16 protein-coding genes are annotated in these 15779 nt (G+C 74.5%); 11 read left to right on the top strand and 5 right to left on the bottom strand.

Annotated elements, in window-relative coordinates; all coding sequences use genetic code 11:
- Window positions 1-378, top strand: coding sequence for a DUF4233 domain-containing protein (locus ECOMGDLI_RS12500; protein ID WP_088317162.1), 378 nt, complete (start codon window positions 1-3; stop codon window positions 376-378).
- Between the two features lie 12 nt (window positions 379-390).
- Here ECOMGDLI_RS12500 and ECOMGDLI_RS33810 read toward each other — a convergent pair whose 3' ends face one another.
- Both ECOMGDLI_RS33810 and ECOMGDLI_RS12510 read right to left on the bottom strand, forming a co-directional pair.
- Window positions 391-1635: a GGDEF domain-containing protein gene (locus ECOMGDLI_RS33810; protein ID WP_143447678.1), complete on the bottom strand. Its 1245-nt coding sequence runs from the start codon at window positions 1633-1635 to the stop codon at window positions 391-393.
- Between the two features lie 40 nt (window positions 1636-1675).
- Window positions 1676-1855: a hypothetical protein gene (locus ECOMGDLI_RS12510; protein ID WP_088317163.1), complete on the bottom strand. Its 180-nt coding sequence runs from the start codon at window positions 1853-1855 to the stop codon at window positions 1676-1678.
- Window positions 1856-2104: 249 nt separating this feature from the next.
- On the opposite strand from ECOMGDLI_RS12510, the gene ndk (ECOMGDLI_RS12515) reads away from it, so the two are divergent.
- Entirely contained in the window at window positions 2105-2530 is a 426-nt protein-coding gene (gene ndk / locus ECOMGDLI_RS12515; protein ID WP_088317164.1) for a nucleoside-diphosphate kinase, read from the top strand.
- A 50-nt stretch (window positions 2531-2580) separates the two neighbouring features.
- Here ndk (ECOMGDLI_RS12515) and ECOMGDLI_RS12520 read toward each other — a convergent pair whose 3' ends face one another.
- Entirely contained in the window at window positions 2581-3087 is a 507-nt protein-coding gene (locus ECOMGDLI_RS12520; protein WP_088317165.1) for a MarR family winged helix-turn-helix transcriptional regulator, read from the bottom strand.
- Between the two features lie 104 nt (window positions 3088-3191).
- Between ECOMGDLI_RS12520 and ECOMGDLI_RS12525 the strand changes: the two genes are divergently transcribed.
- The 3 genes from ECOMGDLI_RS12525 (at window position 3192) to zwf (ending at window position 7460) form a co-directional block, all read left to right on the top strand.
- The gene (locus ECOMGDLI_RS12525; RefSeq protein WP_088317166.1) at window positions 3192-5348 is read left to right on the top strand and encodes an MMPL family transporter; all 2157 of its coding nucleotides are present in this window, start codon (window positions 3192-3194) and stop codon (window positions 5346-5348) included.
- Between the two features lie 85 nt (window positions 5349-5433).
- Complete coding sequence (gene ndk / locus ECOMGDLI_RS12530; protein ID WP_088317167.1) at window positions 5434-5877, top strand: nucleoside-diphosphate kinase; 444 nt, start codon at window positions 5434-5436, stop codon at window positions 5875-5877.
- Window positions 5878-5960: 83 nt separating this feature from the next.
- Window positions 5961-7460 (top strand): glucose-6-phosphate dehydrogenase, encoded by a 1500-nt coding sequence (zwf, locus tag ECOMGDLI_RS12535; RefSeq protein WP_198954799.1) that lies wholly within the window; start codon window positions 5961-5963, stop codon window positions 7458-7460.
- On the opposite strand, the gene ECOMGDLI_RS12540 is transcribed toward zwf, so the two are convergent.
- Window positions 7402-8367, bottom strand: a complete 966-nt coding sequence (locus tag ECOMGDLI_RS12540; RefSeq protein WP_088317178.1) for an AraC family transcriptional regulator — start codon at window positions 8365-8367, stop codon at window positions 7402-7404. The genes zwf and ECOMGDLI_RS12540 overlap by 59 nt on opposite strands.
- Before the next feature lie 115 nt (window positions 8368-8482).
- Between ECOMGDLI_RS12540 and ECOMGDLI_RS12545 the strand changes: the two genes are divergently transcribed.
- Together ECOMGDLI_RS12545 and ECOMGDLI_RS12550 are read left to right on the top strand one after the other, a co-directional pair.
- Window positions 8483-8971, top strand: a complete 489-nt coding sequence (locus ECOMGDLI_RS12545) for a DUF1772 domain-containing protein (RefSeq protein WP_088317169.1) — start codon at window positions 8483-8485, stop codon at window positions 8969-8971.
- 403 nt (window positions 8972-9374) lie between these two features.
- Window positions 9375-11330, top strand: a complete 1956-nt coding sequence (locus ECOMGDLI_RS12550) for a TIGR03960 family B12-binding radical SAM protein (RefSeq protein ID WP_088317170.1) — start codon at window positions 9375-9377, stop codon at window positions 11328-11330.
- 62 nt (window positions 11331-11392) lie between these two features.
- Here the strand turns inward: ECOMGDLI_RS12550 and ECOMGDLI_RS12555 are convergent, their stop codons facing one another.
- The gene (locus tag ECOMGDLI_RS12555) at window positions 11393-12700 is read right to left on the bottom strand and encodes a hypothetical protein (protein ID WP_088317171.1); all 1308 of its coding nucleotides are present in this window, start codon (window positions 12698-12700) and stop codon (window positions 11393-11395) included.
- A 305-nt stretch (window positions 12701-13005) separates the two neighbouring features.
- Between ECOMGDLI_RS12555 and ECOMGDLI_RS12560 the strand changes: the two genes are divergently transcribed.
- The 4 genes from ECOMGDLI_RS12560 (at window position 13006) to ECOMGDLI_RS34615 (ending at window position 15762) form a co-directional block, all read left to right on the top strand.
- Window positions 13006-13854 (top strand): DUF4397 domain-containing protein, encoded by an 849-nt coding sequence (locus ECOMGDLI_RS12560; RefSeq protein ID WP_158220991.1) that lies wholly within the window; start codon window positions 13006-13008, stop codon window positions 13852-13854.
- 12 nt (window positions 13855-13866) lie between these two features.
- Entirely contained in the window at window positions 13867-14565 is a 699-nt protein-coding gene (locus ECOMGDLI_RS12565; RefSeq protein WP_088317173.1) for a class F sortase, read from the top strand.
- A gap of 50 nt (window positions 14566-14615) precedes the next feature.
- On the top strand, window positions 14616-15398 hold the full coding sequence (locus ECOMGDLI_RS12570; RefSeq protein ID WP_198954800.1) for a TIGR03936 family radical SAM-associated protein: 783 nt from the start codon (window positions 14616-14618) through the stop codon (window positions 15396-15398).
- Between the two features lie 151 nt (window positions 15399-15549).
- Window positions 15550-15762, top strand: a complete 213-nt coding sequence (locus ECOMGDLI_RS34615) for a hypothetical protein (RefSeq protein WP_088317174.1) — start codon at window positions 15550-15552, stop codon at window positions 15760-15762.
- The last annotated feature ends 17 nt before the right edge of the window (window positions 15763-15779 follow it).

A 15779-nucleotide genomic window follows, 5' to 3' on the forward strand; every position in this document is an offset into this window, starting at 1 on the left:
GTGCGTGCACCCAAGCGGGCCCTCGCGGCGAGCGTCCTCGGCCTGGAGTCGTTCGTCGTCCTCTTCGCCGGGCTCGTCGCGTTCGGCCTCGCCCGCCGGTCGGACGGCGCGGCGGCGACCGGTGGCGACACCCGTGCCCTCGTCGTCTGCGCCGTCCTCGCCCTGGCCTGCCTGCTCGGTTCGGGGCTGCTGCGCCGGCCGTGGGGCTACGTGCTCGGCTCGGTGCTCCAGGCCGCCGTCCTCGCGACCGGGTTCTGGGTGCCGGCGATGTTCTTCCTCGGCGCGGTGTTCGCCGCCCTCTGGGTGACGGCCCTGCGGGTCGGCGCGCGCATCGAGCGCGAGCGCGCCGAGTACGCCGCGAGCCACCCCGCCCCGTAGCCGGGGGCGGGCTCAGGACGCCGCGGCCTTCGCCGACACCGTCCGCCAGGCCTGCGCGACGACCTGGTTGACCCCTTCGCCGACGACCGCCTCGGCCTGCCGGCCGAGCGCCGCGGCGGCCTCGGCGCGGGCCTCGGCGGTCGGTGCGGGCGCAGGGGTGCCCAGGTTCGCGTGGATGTCCCGCTCGGCGGCGGTGAGCAGGGTGACGAGCCCGCCGTCGTCCCAGGGGTGCATGACGGCCCGGCCGAGGACGAGGCGGCGCGGCCAGACCTCCGGCGGGATCGGGCAGTCCTGCGCGAGCTTGGCCGCGATGCGCTGCTCGAGGACGTCCATCGGGGCGCCCTGGCCGTGGGTGACGACGACGAGCATCCCCTCGCGCCAGCGCCCGACGACGTCGGTGGCGCGCACGACGGACCGGGTGATCCCGCAGACGTGCCGCACGAGCGTGTCGACGCCCTCGCTACCGCCCCAGGCGTGGACGGCGGCCATCCCGTCGACGCCGACGAACGTGCAGCCGACGGCGCCGCCCTCGCGGCGGGCGATGGCCACGAGGTGCTGGCCGACGAGCTGCAGGCCGCGGCGGTCGGGCAGCCCGGTGAGCGGGTCGAGGACGGCGAGGCTCGCGCGGGTCTCCAGGGCCGCGACCCGGCCGCCGAGCGTCTCGAGCTCGCCCTCCAGGGTCTCGACCTCGGTCTCGAGGGCCTCCACCTCGGCGAGCGCGGTGAGCCGGACCCGGCGCATCGACAGCCCGCCGGCGCCGGCGACGAGCATCGTGAAGACGGCGTAGGGCAGCGTCGCGACCGGGCCGGTGAGCGCCGCCGCCCCCCATATGCCGAGCAGGAGCGCGAGCGTCCCGACGAGCCAGCGCCGGTCGAGCAGGACCGCGCAGCCGCCCGCGACGACGAGCACGAGGTCCGCCGAGCGCTCCAGGCCGCCGGTGGCGCGCTGCGCGACGAGCGCGTCGAGGGCGGCGAGGACGAGGCACAGCGCCAGGACGGCGTGCGCCCGGTGCCCGGTGGGCCGGCGCCGGCGCAGCACGAACGCGGCGACGCAGACGGCGACCCCGAGGGTGCCGGAGGCGAGCGCGAGAAAGCTGCCGACGACGTCCTGCACGGATGCCAGGTGGGCCAGTGACATCGAGGCGAGGAGCGCGCCGAGCACGGCGGGCGCGAGGGGCACGAGCCGGCCCGTCGCCCGGGCGTAGGCGTCCGAGGCGGGGTCGACCGCGGGCGTCGCCCGCGCTGCCCTGCGGATCACTGCGCCTCCGATCCGTGCGTGCGGCGGGTGGGGCTACCGGTCAGGCGGCCTGCGGGCGGTCCGGTCCGGGCGTGCCCGGGCGCGGGCGGAGCGGGACGACGGGGGCGAGGTCCCGGCCCGCGGCGACGAGCAGCGGGTGCCGGTCGCCGGAGGTGTCGAGGGCGGCGGACAGGACGCTCGTGAGGACGAGGGTGAGCGGCAGGTCGTCCGGCGGCGTCATGGCGGTCCCTCCGGGTGCTCGGTGCGGGTCGGTCACCCTGAGACAGTCGTCGCGGCAGCCGTCGTCTTGAGGGCTGCGACGTCCGGCGGGCCCGCGGGCCCCGAGGTTCACCCGACCGACGTCACCCGGCAGGCCCAGTGCGTGCGGAGCGTCACCACCTGGCTAGGCTTCGTGCTGCCGGCGCAGGGTGTGCCGTCACGCCGCGCGAGCAGCCCCTGCCGCGCCGGTCGAGCAGCAGTGGAGGATCCCGTGGCCAGCACCGAGCGGACGCTCGTCCTCGTCAAGCCGGACGGCGTGCGCCGCGGCCTCACCGGCGAGGTCCTGCGGCGCGTCGAGACCAAGGGCTACGCCGTCGTCGCGCTGGAGATGCGCGTCGCGACCCGGGACCTGCTCGAGCAGCACTACGCCGAGCACATCGGCAAGCCGTTCTACGAGCCCCTCGTCGAGTTCATGAGCAGCGGCCCCGTCGTCGCGGCCGTCGTCGAGGGCCAGCGGGTCATCGAGGGCTTCCGGTCGCTCGCCGGCTCGACCGAGCCGACGCTCGCCCCGCCGGGGACGATCCGCGGCGACCTCGGCCGGGACTGGGGCACGTCCGTGCAGCAGAACCTCGTCCACGGGTCCGACTCGGTCGAGTCCGCCGCGCGTGAGATCGGGATCTGGTTCCCGGGGCTCTGAGCCCCGCCCGACTGCCCTGACGCTGCCGCCCCGGTGCTGTCCGGGGCCGCTCAGGGGGCCGGTTCGTCGTCCAGCGCCCGGCGGTGGGCGGCGATGCCGTCCGCCATGCCCGTGAGGAACCGCCGGACGACGGCGAGGTCGGCGTCGGACATCGGGCCCATGACCTCCTCCTGGAGCGGCGCGAGGCGGCCGAAGAAGTCCATCGCGACCGCCATCCCGTGCTCGGCCCAGCGCAGGTGGAGCTTGCGGCGGTCGACGTCGTCCCGGTCCCGCCGGATGTGGCCCTGCTTCTCGAGCCGGTCGACGACGGCGGTCGTCGCACCCGACGAGAGCCGCAGCTTGGCGGCGAGCTCACCGGGCGTGAGCGGCGCCCCGGCGCCCTCGGCGTCCATGACGTGCACGAGCGCCTCGAAGTCCGTCGGGTGCAGGCCGTGCCGCGACGCGAACTCGTGACCGAGCCGCTGCGACTCGACCGTGACCCGGCGCAGCAGCGCCTCGACCTCCTCGACGAGGCGTTCGCGCTCGGTGCCGCGCGGGCCGTACCCGGGCTCGCCCACGCCGTCCCTCGCCTCCTGGTCGTTCGAGTTGCGGAGATCGCTCCACTCGTCGAAACTCTCGACTGTCGAGATAGTTTACCGCCGAGACACCTCGAGGGCATCCCATGTCCGCTGCATCCGCCGTCACCAGGGGCCGGCTCGCCGCCTGGCTCACCGTAGCCGCCGCCGTGGTCGTCGGCGCGGCCGTCTTCGGGCTCCCCGCGCCGGACAACCCCGCACCCGTCTCGTCGACGGGGCTGTCCGCGCAGTGGCAGTCCACCCAGGTCGAGAAGCTCCAGGAGCAGCTGCCGTCCACCGGGGTGGAGCCGGCGGTCGTCGTCGTGAGCCGCTCGGACGGCGCCGCGCTCACCGAGGCGGACCGGTCCGCCCTCGCCGCCGTCGCGCCCGACCTGGGCCGGTTCGCCGTCGGCGGGCAGGTCGCCCCCGCGCAGGTCTCGCCGGACGGCACCGTCGCCCTCGTCGCCGTCCCGATGTCCAGCACGGCGGACGACGTGACCACGGCGAAGAACGTCACCGACCTGCGCACGGCGCTGGACGTCCTGCCGGCCGGCCTCGTCGCCGAGGTGACCGGGGCCCCGGCGATCAACGCCGACCTCTCGGCGGTGTTCGACGGCGCCGACGTGACCCTGCTCGCCGTCACCGCGGGCGTCGTCGCCCTGCTGCTCCTCGTGACCTACCGCAGCCCGTTCCTCTGGTTCGTGCCGCTCGTCGTCGTCGCGGCGACCGAGCAGATCACCCTCAAGACCGTCGGCGTCGTCGTCCCGGCGCTCGGCATCAACCTCGTCGAGGGCGCCGTCACCGGCATCGCGAGCGTCCTCGTCTTCGGCGCCGCGACCGACTACGCCCTGCTCCTCATCGCCCGCTACCGGGAGGAGCTGCGCCGCGAGGAGGACCGCTTCGTCGCCATGCGCACCGCCGTCCGCCGCACCGCGGAGCCGATCCTCGCGAGCGGGTCGACGGTCGTGCTCGGCGTCCTCACGCTGCTGCTCTCCGAGCAGGAGACGAACCGGGCGCTCGCCGTCGCCTGCGCGATCGGCGTCCTGCTCGCGATGGCGTCCGCGCTGCTCGTGCTGCCCGCCGCGCTCGTGCTCTTCGGCCGCTTCCTGTTCTGGCCGTTCGTGCCCCGGGTCGGCAGCCCCGCCCGCGAGGGCCGGGTGTGGGGCCGGCTCGGTGCCGCCGTCCTGCGCCGCCCGGTGCCGGTCGCGGCACTGGCGACGCTGCTGCTCGCGGGGCTCGCGCTCGGCGGGCTCGGGATCCGCAGCGGGCTGTCGCAGAGCGAGCTGTTCCGGGAGCGGCCCGAGGCGATCGCCGCCGCGGACACCCTCGCGAGGGCCTTCCCGGCGGGCACGACGCAACCGCTCGCCGTCCTCACCACCCCGGCCGCGGCCCAGCAGGTCTCCGACGCCGCGGCGCAGGTCCCCGGGGTGGCGTCCGCGACGCCCGGCACGACCGCGGGCGGCATCGCCCAGGTCGACGTCGTCCTCGACGCCGAGCCGGGCAGCGAGGCGGCGCGCGACGCCGTCGAGGCGCTGCGCGCCGCGCTCGCCGACGTCCCCGGCTCCGCGCCGCCCGCGGTGCCCGGCGGGCCGGCCCCGGCCGGGGCGGTCGTCGGCGGCAGCGTCGCGGCGACGGTCGACCTGGACGCGGCGAACTCCGACGACCGCCGGCTCATCCTCCCGGTGATCCTGCTGCTCGTCCTGGGCGTCCTCGTGCTCCTGCTGCGCGGCCTCGTCGCCCCCGTGCTCCTCATGCTCACCGTCGTCGCGTCGTTCTTCGCGAGCCTCGGCGCCGCCTGGCTCCTGTTCGACCTCGTGCTGGGCTTCCCGGCGCTCGACAGCGGCGTCGTGCTCCTCGCGTTCGTGTTCCTCGTGGCGCTCGGGGTCGACTACAACATCTTCCTCGTGACGAGGGCCCGGGAGGACGCCCGCACGATGGGGACCCGCGACGGCATGCTCTCGGCGCTCAAGGTCACCGGTGGCGTCATCACGAGCGCCGGCATCCTGCTCGCCGCCGTCTTCGCCGTCCTCGGTGTCCTGCCGCTCATCACGCTGACCCAGATCGGCATCATCGTCGGCATCGGCGTGCTGCTCGACACGCTGCTCGTGCGGACGGTGCTCGTGCCGGCGCTCGCGTTCGTCCTCGGGGAGCGGTTCTGGTGGCCCGCCCGGGTCGCGGCCGGCCCCGGTGACGGCGCCGCGGACGGTGACCCCGGCGAGGAGCCGGAGGACGACCGGACCTTGGTCGCACCGGCACCGCAGTGACCCGCGCCTAGCCTGGCGGTGGTCGCCGGCGTCCACCCCGCGTGGACCCGTCGCGGCCACCGCCGGCGCTTTTGCGAGGGAGACCATGGACGGCGCAGCGACGCTCGAACGGACCCTGCTCGTCGTCAAGCCCGACGGCGTGGCCCGCGGCCACGTCGGCGAGATCCTGCGCCGGGTCGAGGCGAAGGGCTACCGGATCGTCGCCCTCGACCTGCGCGTCGCGGACCGGGAGACCCTCGCCGAGCACTACGCCGACCACGTCGACAAGCCGTTCTACCCCGGGCTCGAAGCGTTCATGGCCTCCGGGCCGGTCGTCGTCGCCGTCGTCGAGGGGGTCCGGGTCGTCGAGGGCCTCATGACGCTGTGCGGGCCGACCGACCCCACGGTCGCGCCGCCGGGCACGATCCGCGGCGACCTCGGGCACGACTGGGGGCACGGCAAGACGGAGAACGTCGTGCACCGCAGCGACTGCCCCGAGGCGGCCGAGCGCGAGATCAAGATCTGGTTCGGGGACGTCGCAGGCGTATGAGCGCGGGGTCGTGGGAGGACGAACCCTGGGTGTCCTACCCGTTCGAGGCGGCAGATGTAACAGAGGACTGTCACGATCATCCGGTGTCCACCGAACACCGTCCGCAGACGATCTCGTACCCCGCGCCCGGGTCCGTGCCGTACCACTCCAACGGCGAGCACGTCGACCCGCACGTCGTCGTCCTCTTCGGAGCGACCGGCGACCTCGCCCGACGCAAGCTGCTGCCCGGGCTCGCCCGGCTCGCCACGTCGGCGCTCGCTCCCGCCGTCCGCGTCGTCGCCACCTCCCTGGAGGACTACGACGTCGAGGGCTTCCGGGTCTTCGCCAAGCAGGCCGTCGAGGAGTTCGGCGGCGGCCGCCTCGACCCCGGGGCCTGGGAGGACTTCGCCTCCCGCCTGACGTACGTGCCGCAGGGCGCCGGCCCCGAGGCGCTGCGGGCCGCGGTCACCGAGGCCGAGGCCGAGCTCGGCGAGTCCGCGCTCCGGCTGCACTACCTCAGCGTGCCGCCGCGCGCGGCGCTCGCCGTCATCGCGATGCTGCGCGACGCCGGGCTCGTCGAGCGCTCCCGCGTCGTCATGGAGAAGCCGTTCGGCACCGACCTGCCGAGCGCCGTCGCCCTGAACACGCACCTGCACGAGACGTTCGACGAGAGCCAGATCTTCCGCATCGACCACTTCCTCGGCAAGGAGGCGGCGCAGAACATCCTCGCGTTCCGCTTCGCGAACGGGCTGTTCGAGCCGATCTGGAACCGCAACTTCATCGACCACGTGCAGATCGACATCCCCGAGACCCTCGGGCTCGACCGCCGGGCCGGGTTCTACGAGGCGACCGGTGCCTACAAGGACATGGTCGTCACGCACCTGCTCCAGGTGCTCGCCTTCGTCGCGATGGAGCCGCCGACGGCGCTCGAGCCGCGGGCCATCAGCGAGGAGAAGAACAAGGTCTTCCGCTCGATGATGCCGATCGACACCCGGGACGTCGTCCGCGGCCAGTACACCGGGTACCGCGGCGAGGAGGGGGTCTCACCGGACTCCGACACCGAGACCTTCATCGCGCTCAAGGTGGCCCTCGACAACTGGCGCTGGGCCGGCGTCCCGTTCTACCTGCGGACCGGCAAGAAGATGGCCGAGGGGATGCGGATCATCTCCATCGCCTTCCGGGAGGCGCCGCGCTCGATGTTCCCGGCGAACTCCGGCGTCGGGCAGGCCGGGCCGGACCACCTGACCTTCGACCTCGCCGACGCGTCCAAGGTGTCGCTGTCGTTCTACGGCAAGCGGCCGGGGCCGGGGATGAAGCTCGAGAAGCTCTCGATGCAGTTCTCCACCCAGGAGACCGACCGCGCCGGCGACGTCATGGAGGCGTACGAGCGGCTCATCCTCGACGCGATGCGCGGCGACCACACGCTCTTCACGACGGCCGACGGCATCGAGAGCCTGTGGGACCGCTCGACGGCGCTCATCACCGACCCGCCGCCGGTCAAGCCCTACGCGCCCGGTACATGGGGCCCGAACGCCATCCACCAGCTCATCGCGCCGCACGCGTGGCGGCTGCCGTTCGAGCGGGTCTGGCGCGAGAAGAGGTAGGGCTGACGCCGCGCTCGCGCTTGAACGCGGCGCTGAACGCGAACGGCGTCGCGTAGCCGACCCGGCGCGAGACGGCGGCGACCGTCGCGCCGGGCTCGGCGAGCAGGTCGGCCGCGAGCGCGAGCCGCCAGCCGGTGAGGTAGGCCATCGGCGGGCGGCCGACGAGGGCGGTGAACCGCCGGGCCAGTGTCGCCCGGGACACCCCCGTGGCCCGGGCGAGCGACTCCAGGGTCCACGGCGCGGCCGGGTCGTCGTGGAGCAGCCGCAACGCCCGGGCCGCGACCGGGTCCGTCCGGCCGCGGTACCAGCCGGGGGCGGCGCACTCCGGCCGTGTCAGCCAGGCCCGCAGGCCCGCGACGAGGACGACGTCGAGCAGCCGGTCGACGACGGCGTCCTGGCCCGGGGCGTCGCGCGCGGTCTCGGCCGCGAGCAGGGCCAGGGCGCCGGTGTCCCAGTCCTCGCGCGGCAGCACGGTGAGGTGGGGGAGGACGTCGAGCGCCGCCGCGCCGACGTCGCCGGCCGTCTCGTACGTGCCGACGACCATGGCGACACCGGCGTCGAGCCGGGTGCCCCAGGCCCGGACGCCGAGGTCGAGGTCGTGGCAGAGCGGGTCGCCGTCCAGGTCGGTGCTCACGTTGCCCGGCCCGATCACGGTCGTCGGACGCCGGTCCGGGGTGTCGGCGAGGGTCCACGGCCGCGGGCCGCGGGCCAGCACGAGGCCGCCCGGGTCCACCCGCAGGGTGCGGCCGTCGTCGTCCCGGGCCCAGGCCGTGCCGCGCAGCAGCGCCACGACGCAGAGCGCGGCGCCGTCCGCGACCCGGATCCCGAACGGCGGGTCGACGTGCGCGCGCAGCACCGCCGCCCGGCGGGCCCGCGGGCCGTCGAGCAGTGCCTCGAGGGCGTCCATGCGGTCCACGGTAGGTGCCGGACCCGTGCCCGGAGAAGGTCGTGTGAGACGAATGCGTATCCGTCTGCGACGCCGCATCATGGATCGTCTCGACCGTGCCGCGCAGAGTGGGCGCATGGACCTCCTTCGCAGGCTCGTCCTGCTCTTCTGCGCCGTCGGCTCCGGGCTCGTCGCCGGGCTGCTGTTCGCCTACGCGGTCTCGGTGATGCCGGCCCTCGCCCGGGTCGACGACCGGTCGTTCGTCGAGGTGATGCAGCGCGTCAACGTCGCGATCCTCAACGGTTGGTTCCTCGTCCCGTTCGTCGGCGTGCTCGCCGGCGGCCTCCTCGCGGTCGCCCTCCACCTGCCCGCCGCCGGGCGCCCCGCGCTGCCCTGGGCCGCCGCCGGCCTCGCCCTCTACGTCGCGACGCTCGCCGTCACCGGCCTGGTCAACGTGCCCCTCAACGACGCGCTCGCCGCGGCGGGGGAGCCGGCCGCGCTCGCCGACCCGGCCGCCGTCCGGGCCGCCTTCGAGACCCGCTGGGTGACCTGGAACGTCGTCCGCACGCTGACCGCGACCGGCGCCCTCGCCTGCTTCGCGTGGGCAGGCGGCATCGTCGGCTGACCGCTCTCGGTGACGTGCTCCGATGACCTGCTGCCGCGATGTTTGCTCTGCCCTCACTTGTGAGGGTGGGCCCGCCCGGCGCCTGCTCTGCCCTCACAGGTGAGGGTGCGGTGACGGGCGTGCGCCACAGCTTCGTCGTTGCTCCGCGACACGCGGCGAGCGCACCGGGGAGTCGTCAGGTGACGACGAACCTGTGGCGCGGACACCCTCACAAGTGAGGGCAGAGCAAAGCCTCCGGTACGGCACGTCTGGCCGGCGGTCGGGATCGGGCACCGGTGCGCCGCGCGCGTGCGCGGCGGTTACCCTGGAACGGCAGTTCCGGCGTCCGCGGGTGAGCGCCGCCGCGGGCCGCCGAGAGCACCGATGTCACCGATCGCCGTCCACCGGAAGGGTCGTCACGACCATGCCCGTCGAGTCCGTCTTCGACCGGCTCGAGCTGCTCCTGCCGCTCGTGAGCAAGCCGATCCAGTACGTCGGCGGTGAGCTGAACAGCCAGGTCAAGGACTGGGACGTCGCCGGTGACGCGACCGTCCGCTGGGCCCTCATGTACCCGGACGCGTACGAGGTCGGGCTGCCCAACCAGGGCGTCATGATCCTGTACGAGGTCCTCAACGAGCGGCCCGACGCCCTCGCCGAACGGACGTACGCGGTGTGGCCGGACATGGAGAAGCTCATGCGGGAGAACGCCGTCCCGCAGTTCACCGTCGACGGGCACCGCCCCGTCGGCGCGTTCGACGTCCTCGGGATGTCGTTCTCCACCGAGCTCGGCTACACGAACATGCTCACGGCGCTCGACCTGGCCGGCATCCCGCTGCTCGCGAAGGACCGCGACGAGTCGCACCCGATCGTCCTGGCCGGCGGGCACGCGGCGTTCAACCCCGAGCCGATCGCGGACTTCCTCGACGCGGCGGTCGTCGGGGACGGCGAGCAGGCCGTCCTCACGATGACCGACGTCATCACCGCGTGGAAGCGCGAGGGCCGCCCGGGCGGGCGCGAGGAGCTGCTCCTGCGGCTGGCGAACACCGGCGGCATCTACGTGCCGCGGTTCTACGACGTCGACTACCTGCCCGACGGCCGGATCCAGCGGGTCGCGCCGAACCGGCCTGGCGTGCCGTACCGGGTGCACAAGCACACCGTCATGGACCTCGACGAGTGGCCGTACCCGAAGCAGCCGCTCGTGCCGCTCGCCGAGAGCGTCCACGAGCGGATGAGCGTCGAGATCTTCCGCGGCTGCACCCGCGGCTGCCGGTTCTGCCAGGCCGGGATGATCACCCGACCGGTCCGTGAGCGGTCCCTGCAGGGGATCGGGCAGATGGTCGAGAAGGGCCTGGCCGCAACGGGTTTCGAGGAGGTCGGGCTGCTCAGCCTGTCGAGCGCCGACCACTCCGAGATCGGCGACCTCGCCAAGCAGCTCGCCGACCGCTACGAGGGCACGAACACCGGCCTCTCGCTGCCGAGCACCCGGGTCGACGCGTTCAACATCGACCTCGCGAACGAGCTGTCCCGCAACGGACGCCGCTCCGGTCTCACGTTCGCCCCCGAGGGCGGCAGCGAGCGGATCCGCAAGGTCATCAACAAGATGGTCACCGAGGACGACCTCGTCCGGACCGTCTCCGCGGCCTACGGCAACGGCTGGCGCCAGGTGAAGCTCTACTTCATGTGCGGCCTGCCGACCGAGACCGACGAGGACGTCCTGCAGATCGCCGAGCTCGCCAAGCGGGTCATCGCGACCGGGCGTGAGGTCTCCGGCAGCCGGGACATCCGCTGCACCGTGAGCATCGGCGGCTTCGTGCCGAAGCCGCACACCCCGTTCCAGTGGGCCGCCCAGGAGCACCACGAGGTCGTCGACGCCCGGCTCGCCAAGCTGCGCGACGCGATCCGCTCGGACCGCCAGTACGCCAAGGCGATCGGCTTCCGGTACCACGACGGCAAGCCGGGGGCGATCGAGGGCCTGCTCTCGCGCGGCGACCGGCGCGTCGGCAAGGTCATCCGCGCGGTGTGGGAGGACGGCGGCCGGTTCGACGGCTGGAGCGAGCACTTCTCCTACGAGCGCTGGGAGCGCTGCGCCCAGATGGCGCTCGCCGACGAGCCGGTCGACCTCGGCTGGTACACCACGCGCGAGCGCGAGTTCACCGAGGTGCTCCCGTGGGACCACATCGACTCGGGCCTCGACAAGGACTGGCTCTGGGAGGACTGGCAGGACGCCGTCACCGGTGTCGAGGTCGAGGACTGCCGCTGGACGCCGTGCTTCGACTGCGGGGTCTGCCCGCAGATGGGCACGGAGATCCAGATCGGCCCGACCGGCCGCCAGCTGCTCCCGCTCAGCGTCGCCCCGCCGACCGGCGTCCCGGTGGCCTGACCGGACGGCTGACCGGCTGACCGGACGGCAGCGCGTCCGGCTGTCCGGTCAGCCGACAGGGGTCAGCGCAGCGGCTCGACGTCCGCGACGACGATGGCGACCGGGCTGGCGTCCGACGGGAGCCTCGCGGTCCACGTCGTCCCCTCCCGGTCGGCGCAGATCGTCGTGCCGGCGGCCGCGCTGAGGCAGTTGAGGTTGAGGACGCGCGGGTCGCCGATCCGGATGACGACCGGGTCGGCGCTCTCGGACGACGCCCGGCTGGTGAACGACGGGACGCCGATGGTCCGGCGGATCGAGCCCGCCCCGTTGAGGTTCACGAACGTCCCGGACACCCGGTAGCGCAGGACGACCCGGGTGACCTGCTGGCCGGCGGGCGGGATGGCGAACCAGCCCCCGGCCTCCTGCCGAGGCCGGACGGCGCGGTCGTCGAGCTCGACCTGGAGGTCCTCGACGACGGGCTTGAAGCCGGTCAGCGTCGTGCCCCAGGAGGCGACGTCCGGCAGCACCAGGGAGACGCTCGGGCGGGCGGCCGAGAAGACGGCCCGCTCGTAGACGTCGATGTGCTGGAGGTCGCGGTCGATCGCGACGGTGACGTCGGTGCCGGGCGCGTCGATGCCGGGGCCGGTCGACGGGATGCCGGGCGGGACGAGGACCGGACCGTCGCGCCACGGCATCGGGGTCGTGGACACCGCGGGCGCGGGTGCCGACGAGGGGGCCGGCGGGACGGGCGCGGACGACGTCGCCACCGGCGCGGAGGATCCCGTCGCCGAGGGGCTCGGGGCCTGTGCGGACGCGGTCGGCGACGGGTCGGCGACGACCGCTCCGCCGCCCCCGCGGGTCAGGAGGAACGTGCCGGCGAGCGCCACGACGGCGAGCGCCGCGACGAGCAGCAGCAGGCCGCGACGGCGTCGCCCGCCGGTCGCCGGCGGCTCGTCGGCCGGCCGGTTCGGGGGAGTGGTGTCGTCGAGCGTGCGGCGCAGGGCGTCGAGCGCCTCCCGGAGCTCGTTGGTCTGCGCCTCCTTGTCGGCCAGCGACCGGCGCAGCTCGGCGGTGCCCTCCGACGAGGACGCGTTGCGCTGCCGGATCGCGGCGAGCGAGAGCCCGAAGGACGGGGTGCGGGCCGAGGACGGCCGGGGGAGCCGGGAGCGGCGGCCCGTCGGCTCGGCCTCGGCGACCTCGGCCGCGGACGGGGGCACGGTCTCGGGGACCGGCTGCGGCGCCGTCACGGGGACGGCGGGGCCGCCCGTCGCGGTCAGGTCGTGCGCCTCGGCCGTCGCGGCGGCGTCGACCGCCCCGGCCTCGGCGGGGGTGGCCCCCGTCGGGCTGGTGACGGTGTCGGCGGCGCGCTGAGCGCCGTCGCGGTGTGCCATCGATCATCCTCCTGGCCCGGCGATGACCCAGCTCGTGCAGATCGGAGCTGACTGCTTCCCCGTGGTCCGAATAGCTCTTCTCGTGCTCAGGACCTGTCCCCGTGCGGCCCTCGATTCCGCTCGCGCGTACAGGTTAACCCCAGAAGTGTCACGCACCGTGTGATCGACGCAATCCCTCCCGCACGGTCGCGACACGACTGACTACGCTGCGCACTTCCGACCACGTTCGGGGGCTCCGAGCACTAGGGTTCGTGACGATCAGTGCTGAAGCGGAGGGTGTCATGTCGGGCGGTTGGGTACGGCGGTTGCTGGCAGTCGTCGCAGTGGCGCTCATGGCGTCCGGTGCGACGATGGCGGCGGCGTCGACCGCGCGCGCGGCGGGGTCCACGGGCACGGTCTACGTCGTCCACGCGGTCGTCGAGGAGACCGTCGACATCTTCGTCGACGGCGAGAACGTCTGCCCCGACGCCGCCCCCAAGACGGTGGTCGGCCCGCTGAAGCTCGAGGCCGGCTCGCACGAGCTCCAGGTCAAGCAGGACGGCAAGACGCTGCTCACCACGAAGTTCACGGTCAAGGCCGGTGGGAGCACCGACGTCGTCGTCCACCCGAACGCCGACACGTCCGGCACGCTCGCGGCGACGGTCTTCCCGAACAACGTGAAGCCGATCGGTCGCGGCAAGGCCCGGATCGTCGTCACGCACGTCGCGCTCGCACCGCCGGCCGACATCCGGATCGACGGCAAGGCCGCCTTCCGGAACGTCGCGAGCGGCGAGTCGCTGTGGCTCGACGTCCCGGCGAAGACGTACAAGGTCGACATCGTCCCCACGACCGGCGGCCCCGCGATCCTGGAGCCCGTGTCGCTCTCGCTCCCCGCGGGCAAGCTGACCCGCGTCTTCGCCATCGGCGACCCGGCCAAGGGCACGATGGACGCGGTCGTCCAGAAGCTCGACCTCTCGGTCGTCGGCGCCGCGGCACCCACGAGCGTCCAGACCGGCACCGGCGGCCAGGCCGCCGGCCTGTTCGCCGACCAGGGCCTGCTGTCGCCCACCGGCTCGGCGGTCGTCGCGCTGGTCGGCATGGTGCTGCTCGCGGCGTCCCGCGTCGGCCGCGGCCGGGCGGCCGAGGCCGGCATGGGGAGCCGGCACGCCCGCTGAGCCGGGTCGACCGTGACCGGCACGTCCCGCGCCCTCCTCGCCGTCGGCGGGTACGGCGTCACGCTGCTCGCGACCGGCGCAGCGGTCCTGCTCGCGCCCGCAGGCGCCCCGGCGGCCGACAGCGGCGTGGCCCTGCCGACCCGCACCGTGAGCGCCGCCCCGGTCGTCGCACCGTCCGTCGGGCCGTCGTCCACGCTCGTACCCGCGCCGTCCGCGTCCGGGCCGGTGCCCGAGGCCTCCCAGGGCCGTGACGCCGCCGCCCGGGCCGCCTTCCGCCCGACCGGCCTCGCGCTGTGGAGCGGCCGCGGCGCCCCCGTCGTCCCGGCGGGCGTGCGCAGCGACGGCTCGCTCGTCGTCCCGGACGACCCGGCCGTCGTCGGCTGGTGGACCGGTGGTGCGCAGGCGGGGGAGGCCTTCGGCCACGTCGTCATCGCGGGCCACATCGACGACGCCCGCCTCGGCATCGGGATCCTCGCCGAGCTGACCCGGGCGAAGAAGGACCAGGTCGTCACGCTGACGGACGGCGGCCAGAAGGTCCGCTACCGGGTCGTCTCCACGCGGCAGATCAAGAAGGCCGACCTCGCGAAGGACCCGACGATCTTCGCCCAGGACGCCCAGCACCGGCTCGTCCTCATCACCTGCGGCGGCCGCTTCGACCCCGTCGCCCACCGCTACGACGACAACCTCGTCGTCGAGGCGGTCCCGGTCTGACCCCGGCCCGGGGCACGGGCCGCTCCTGCCCGCCCCTAGGCTGACCTCTCGTGGCTCGAACCCCTGACGGACCGCCGCCGCCCCCCGTGGTGCAGCGGCTGCGGCTGCGCTTCACCAAGCGCGGCCGGCTGCGGTTCACCAGCCACCGGGACTTCCAGCGCGCGCTCGAGCGGGCCGTCCGCCGGGCCGGTGTCCCGGTGGCGTACTCGGCCGGCTTCAACCCGCACCCGAAGATCTCCTACGCGGGAGCGGCCCCGACCGGGGCGGCGAGCGAGGCCGAGTACCTCGAGATCGCACTGAGCACGAAGGTCGAGCCGGACGCCCTGCGCGCCGCGCTCGACGAGGCGCTGCCCACCGGCCTGGACGTCGTCGAGGTCGTCGAGACCGCCGGCGGGGCGCTCGCCGACCGGCTCGTCGCCTCGGAGTGGATCGTCGAGCTGCCCGGGGTGACCCCCGAGGAGGCCGCCGGGGCGGTCGTCACGTTCCTCGCGGCCGACCGCGTGGAGGTGACGAGGCTCACGAAGAACGGCAACCGGACCTTCGACGCACGCGGCGCGGTGGTCCGGCTGGGGGTCGTCGACACGCTGCCGGACCTGCTCGTGCGCGCCGGGGCTCAAGTCCCCCCACCCCCCTGTGCGATACTCAACCTGGTTGTACGGCACACCACACCTGCCGTTCGACCCGACGACGTCCTCGCCGCCCTCCGGTCGCAGGCCCTCCTCGCGCCGCCGTCTCCGCCTCGGATGACGCGGCTGGCGCAGGGGCCGCTCGACGAGGCGGACGGCACGGTGGCCGATCCTCTGACCGCCGACAGGAACGCCGCCGGCGCCTGAACCGAGCCGCGCCGCACTGACGCCAGCGCGATCGACACGGCGAATACGTGACGACTTCCGTCACGCCGAGCCCGGCGTGACGAACCAGACGACCGCCCCGTGCGGTGCCGAGGGGTGTGGCTCTGCACCCGGGGCCGAACGGGAGCACCCCGTGTCGCTCGACGACGAGCCCACCGGCACCACCGAGACGTCCGGCACCGACACCGCGTCGGAGACCGCGACCACCCCTGCCCCGGCGACGAGGACCCGCCGCCGCGCGGCGTCCCGGCCCGCGGGGCCGCCCGCGGCCCCCGAGGGCGAGGAGACCCCCGCCGCCGAGGCCCCTGCGGAGGAGAAGCCCGTCATCGAGCCGTCCGGCACGTAGACGAGGTAGCGGCCGGG

Source organism: Kineosporia sp. R_H_3 (assembly GCF_002198675.1).
In the GTDB taxonomy this organism is placed as follows: domain Bacteria; phylum Actinomycetota; class Actinomycetes; order Actinomycetales; family Kineosporiaceae; genus R-H-3.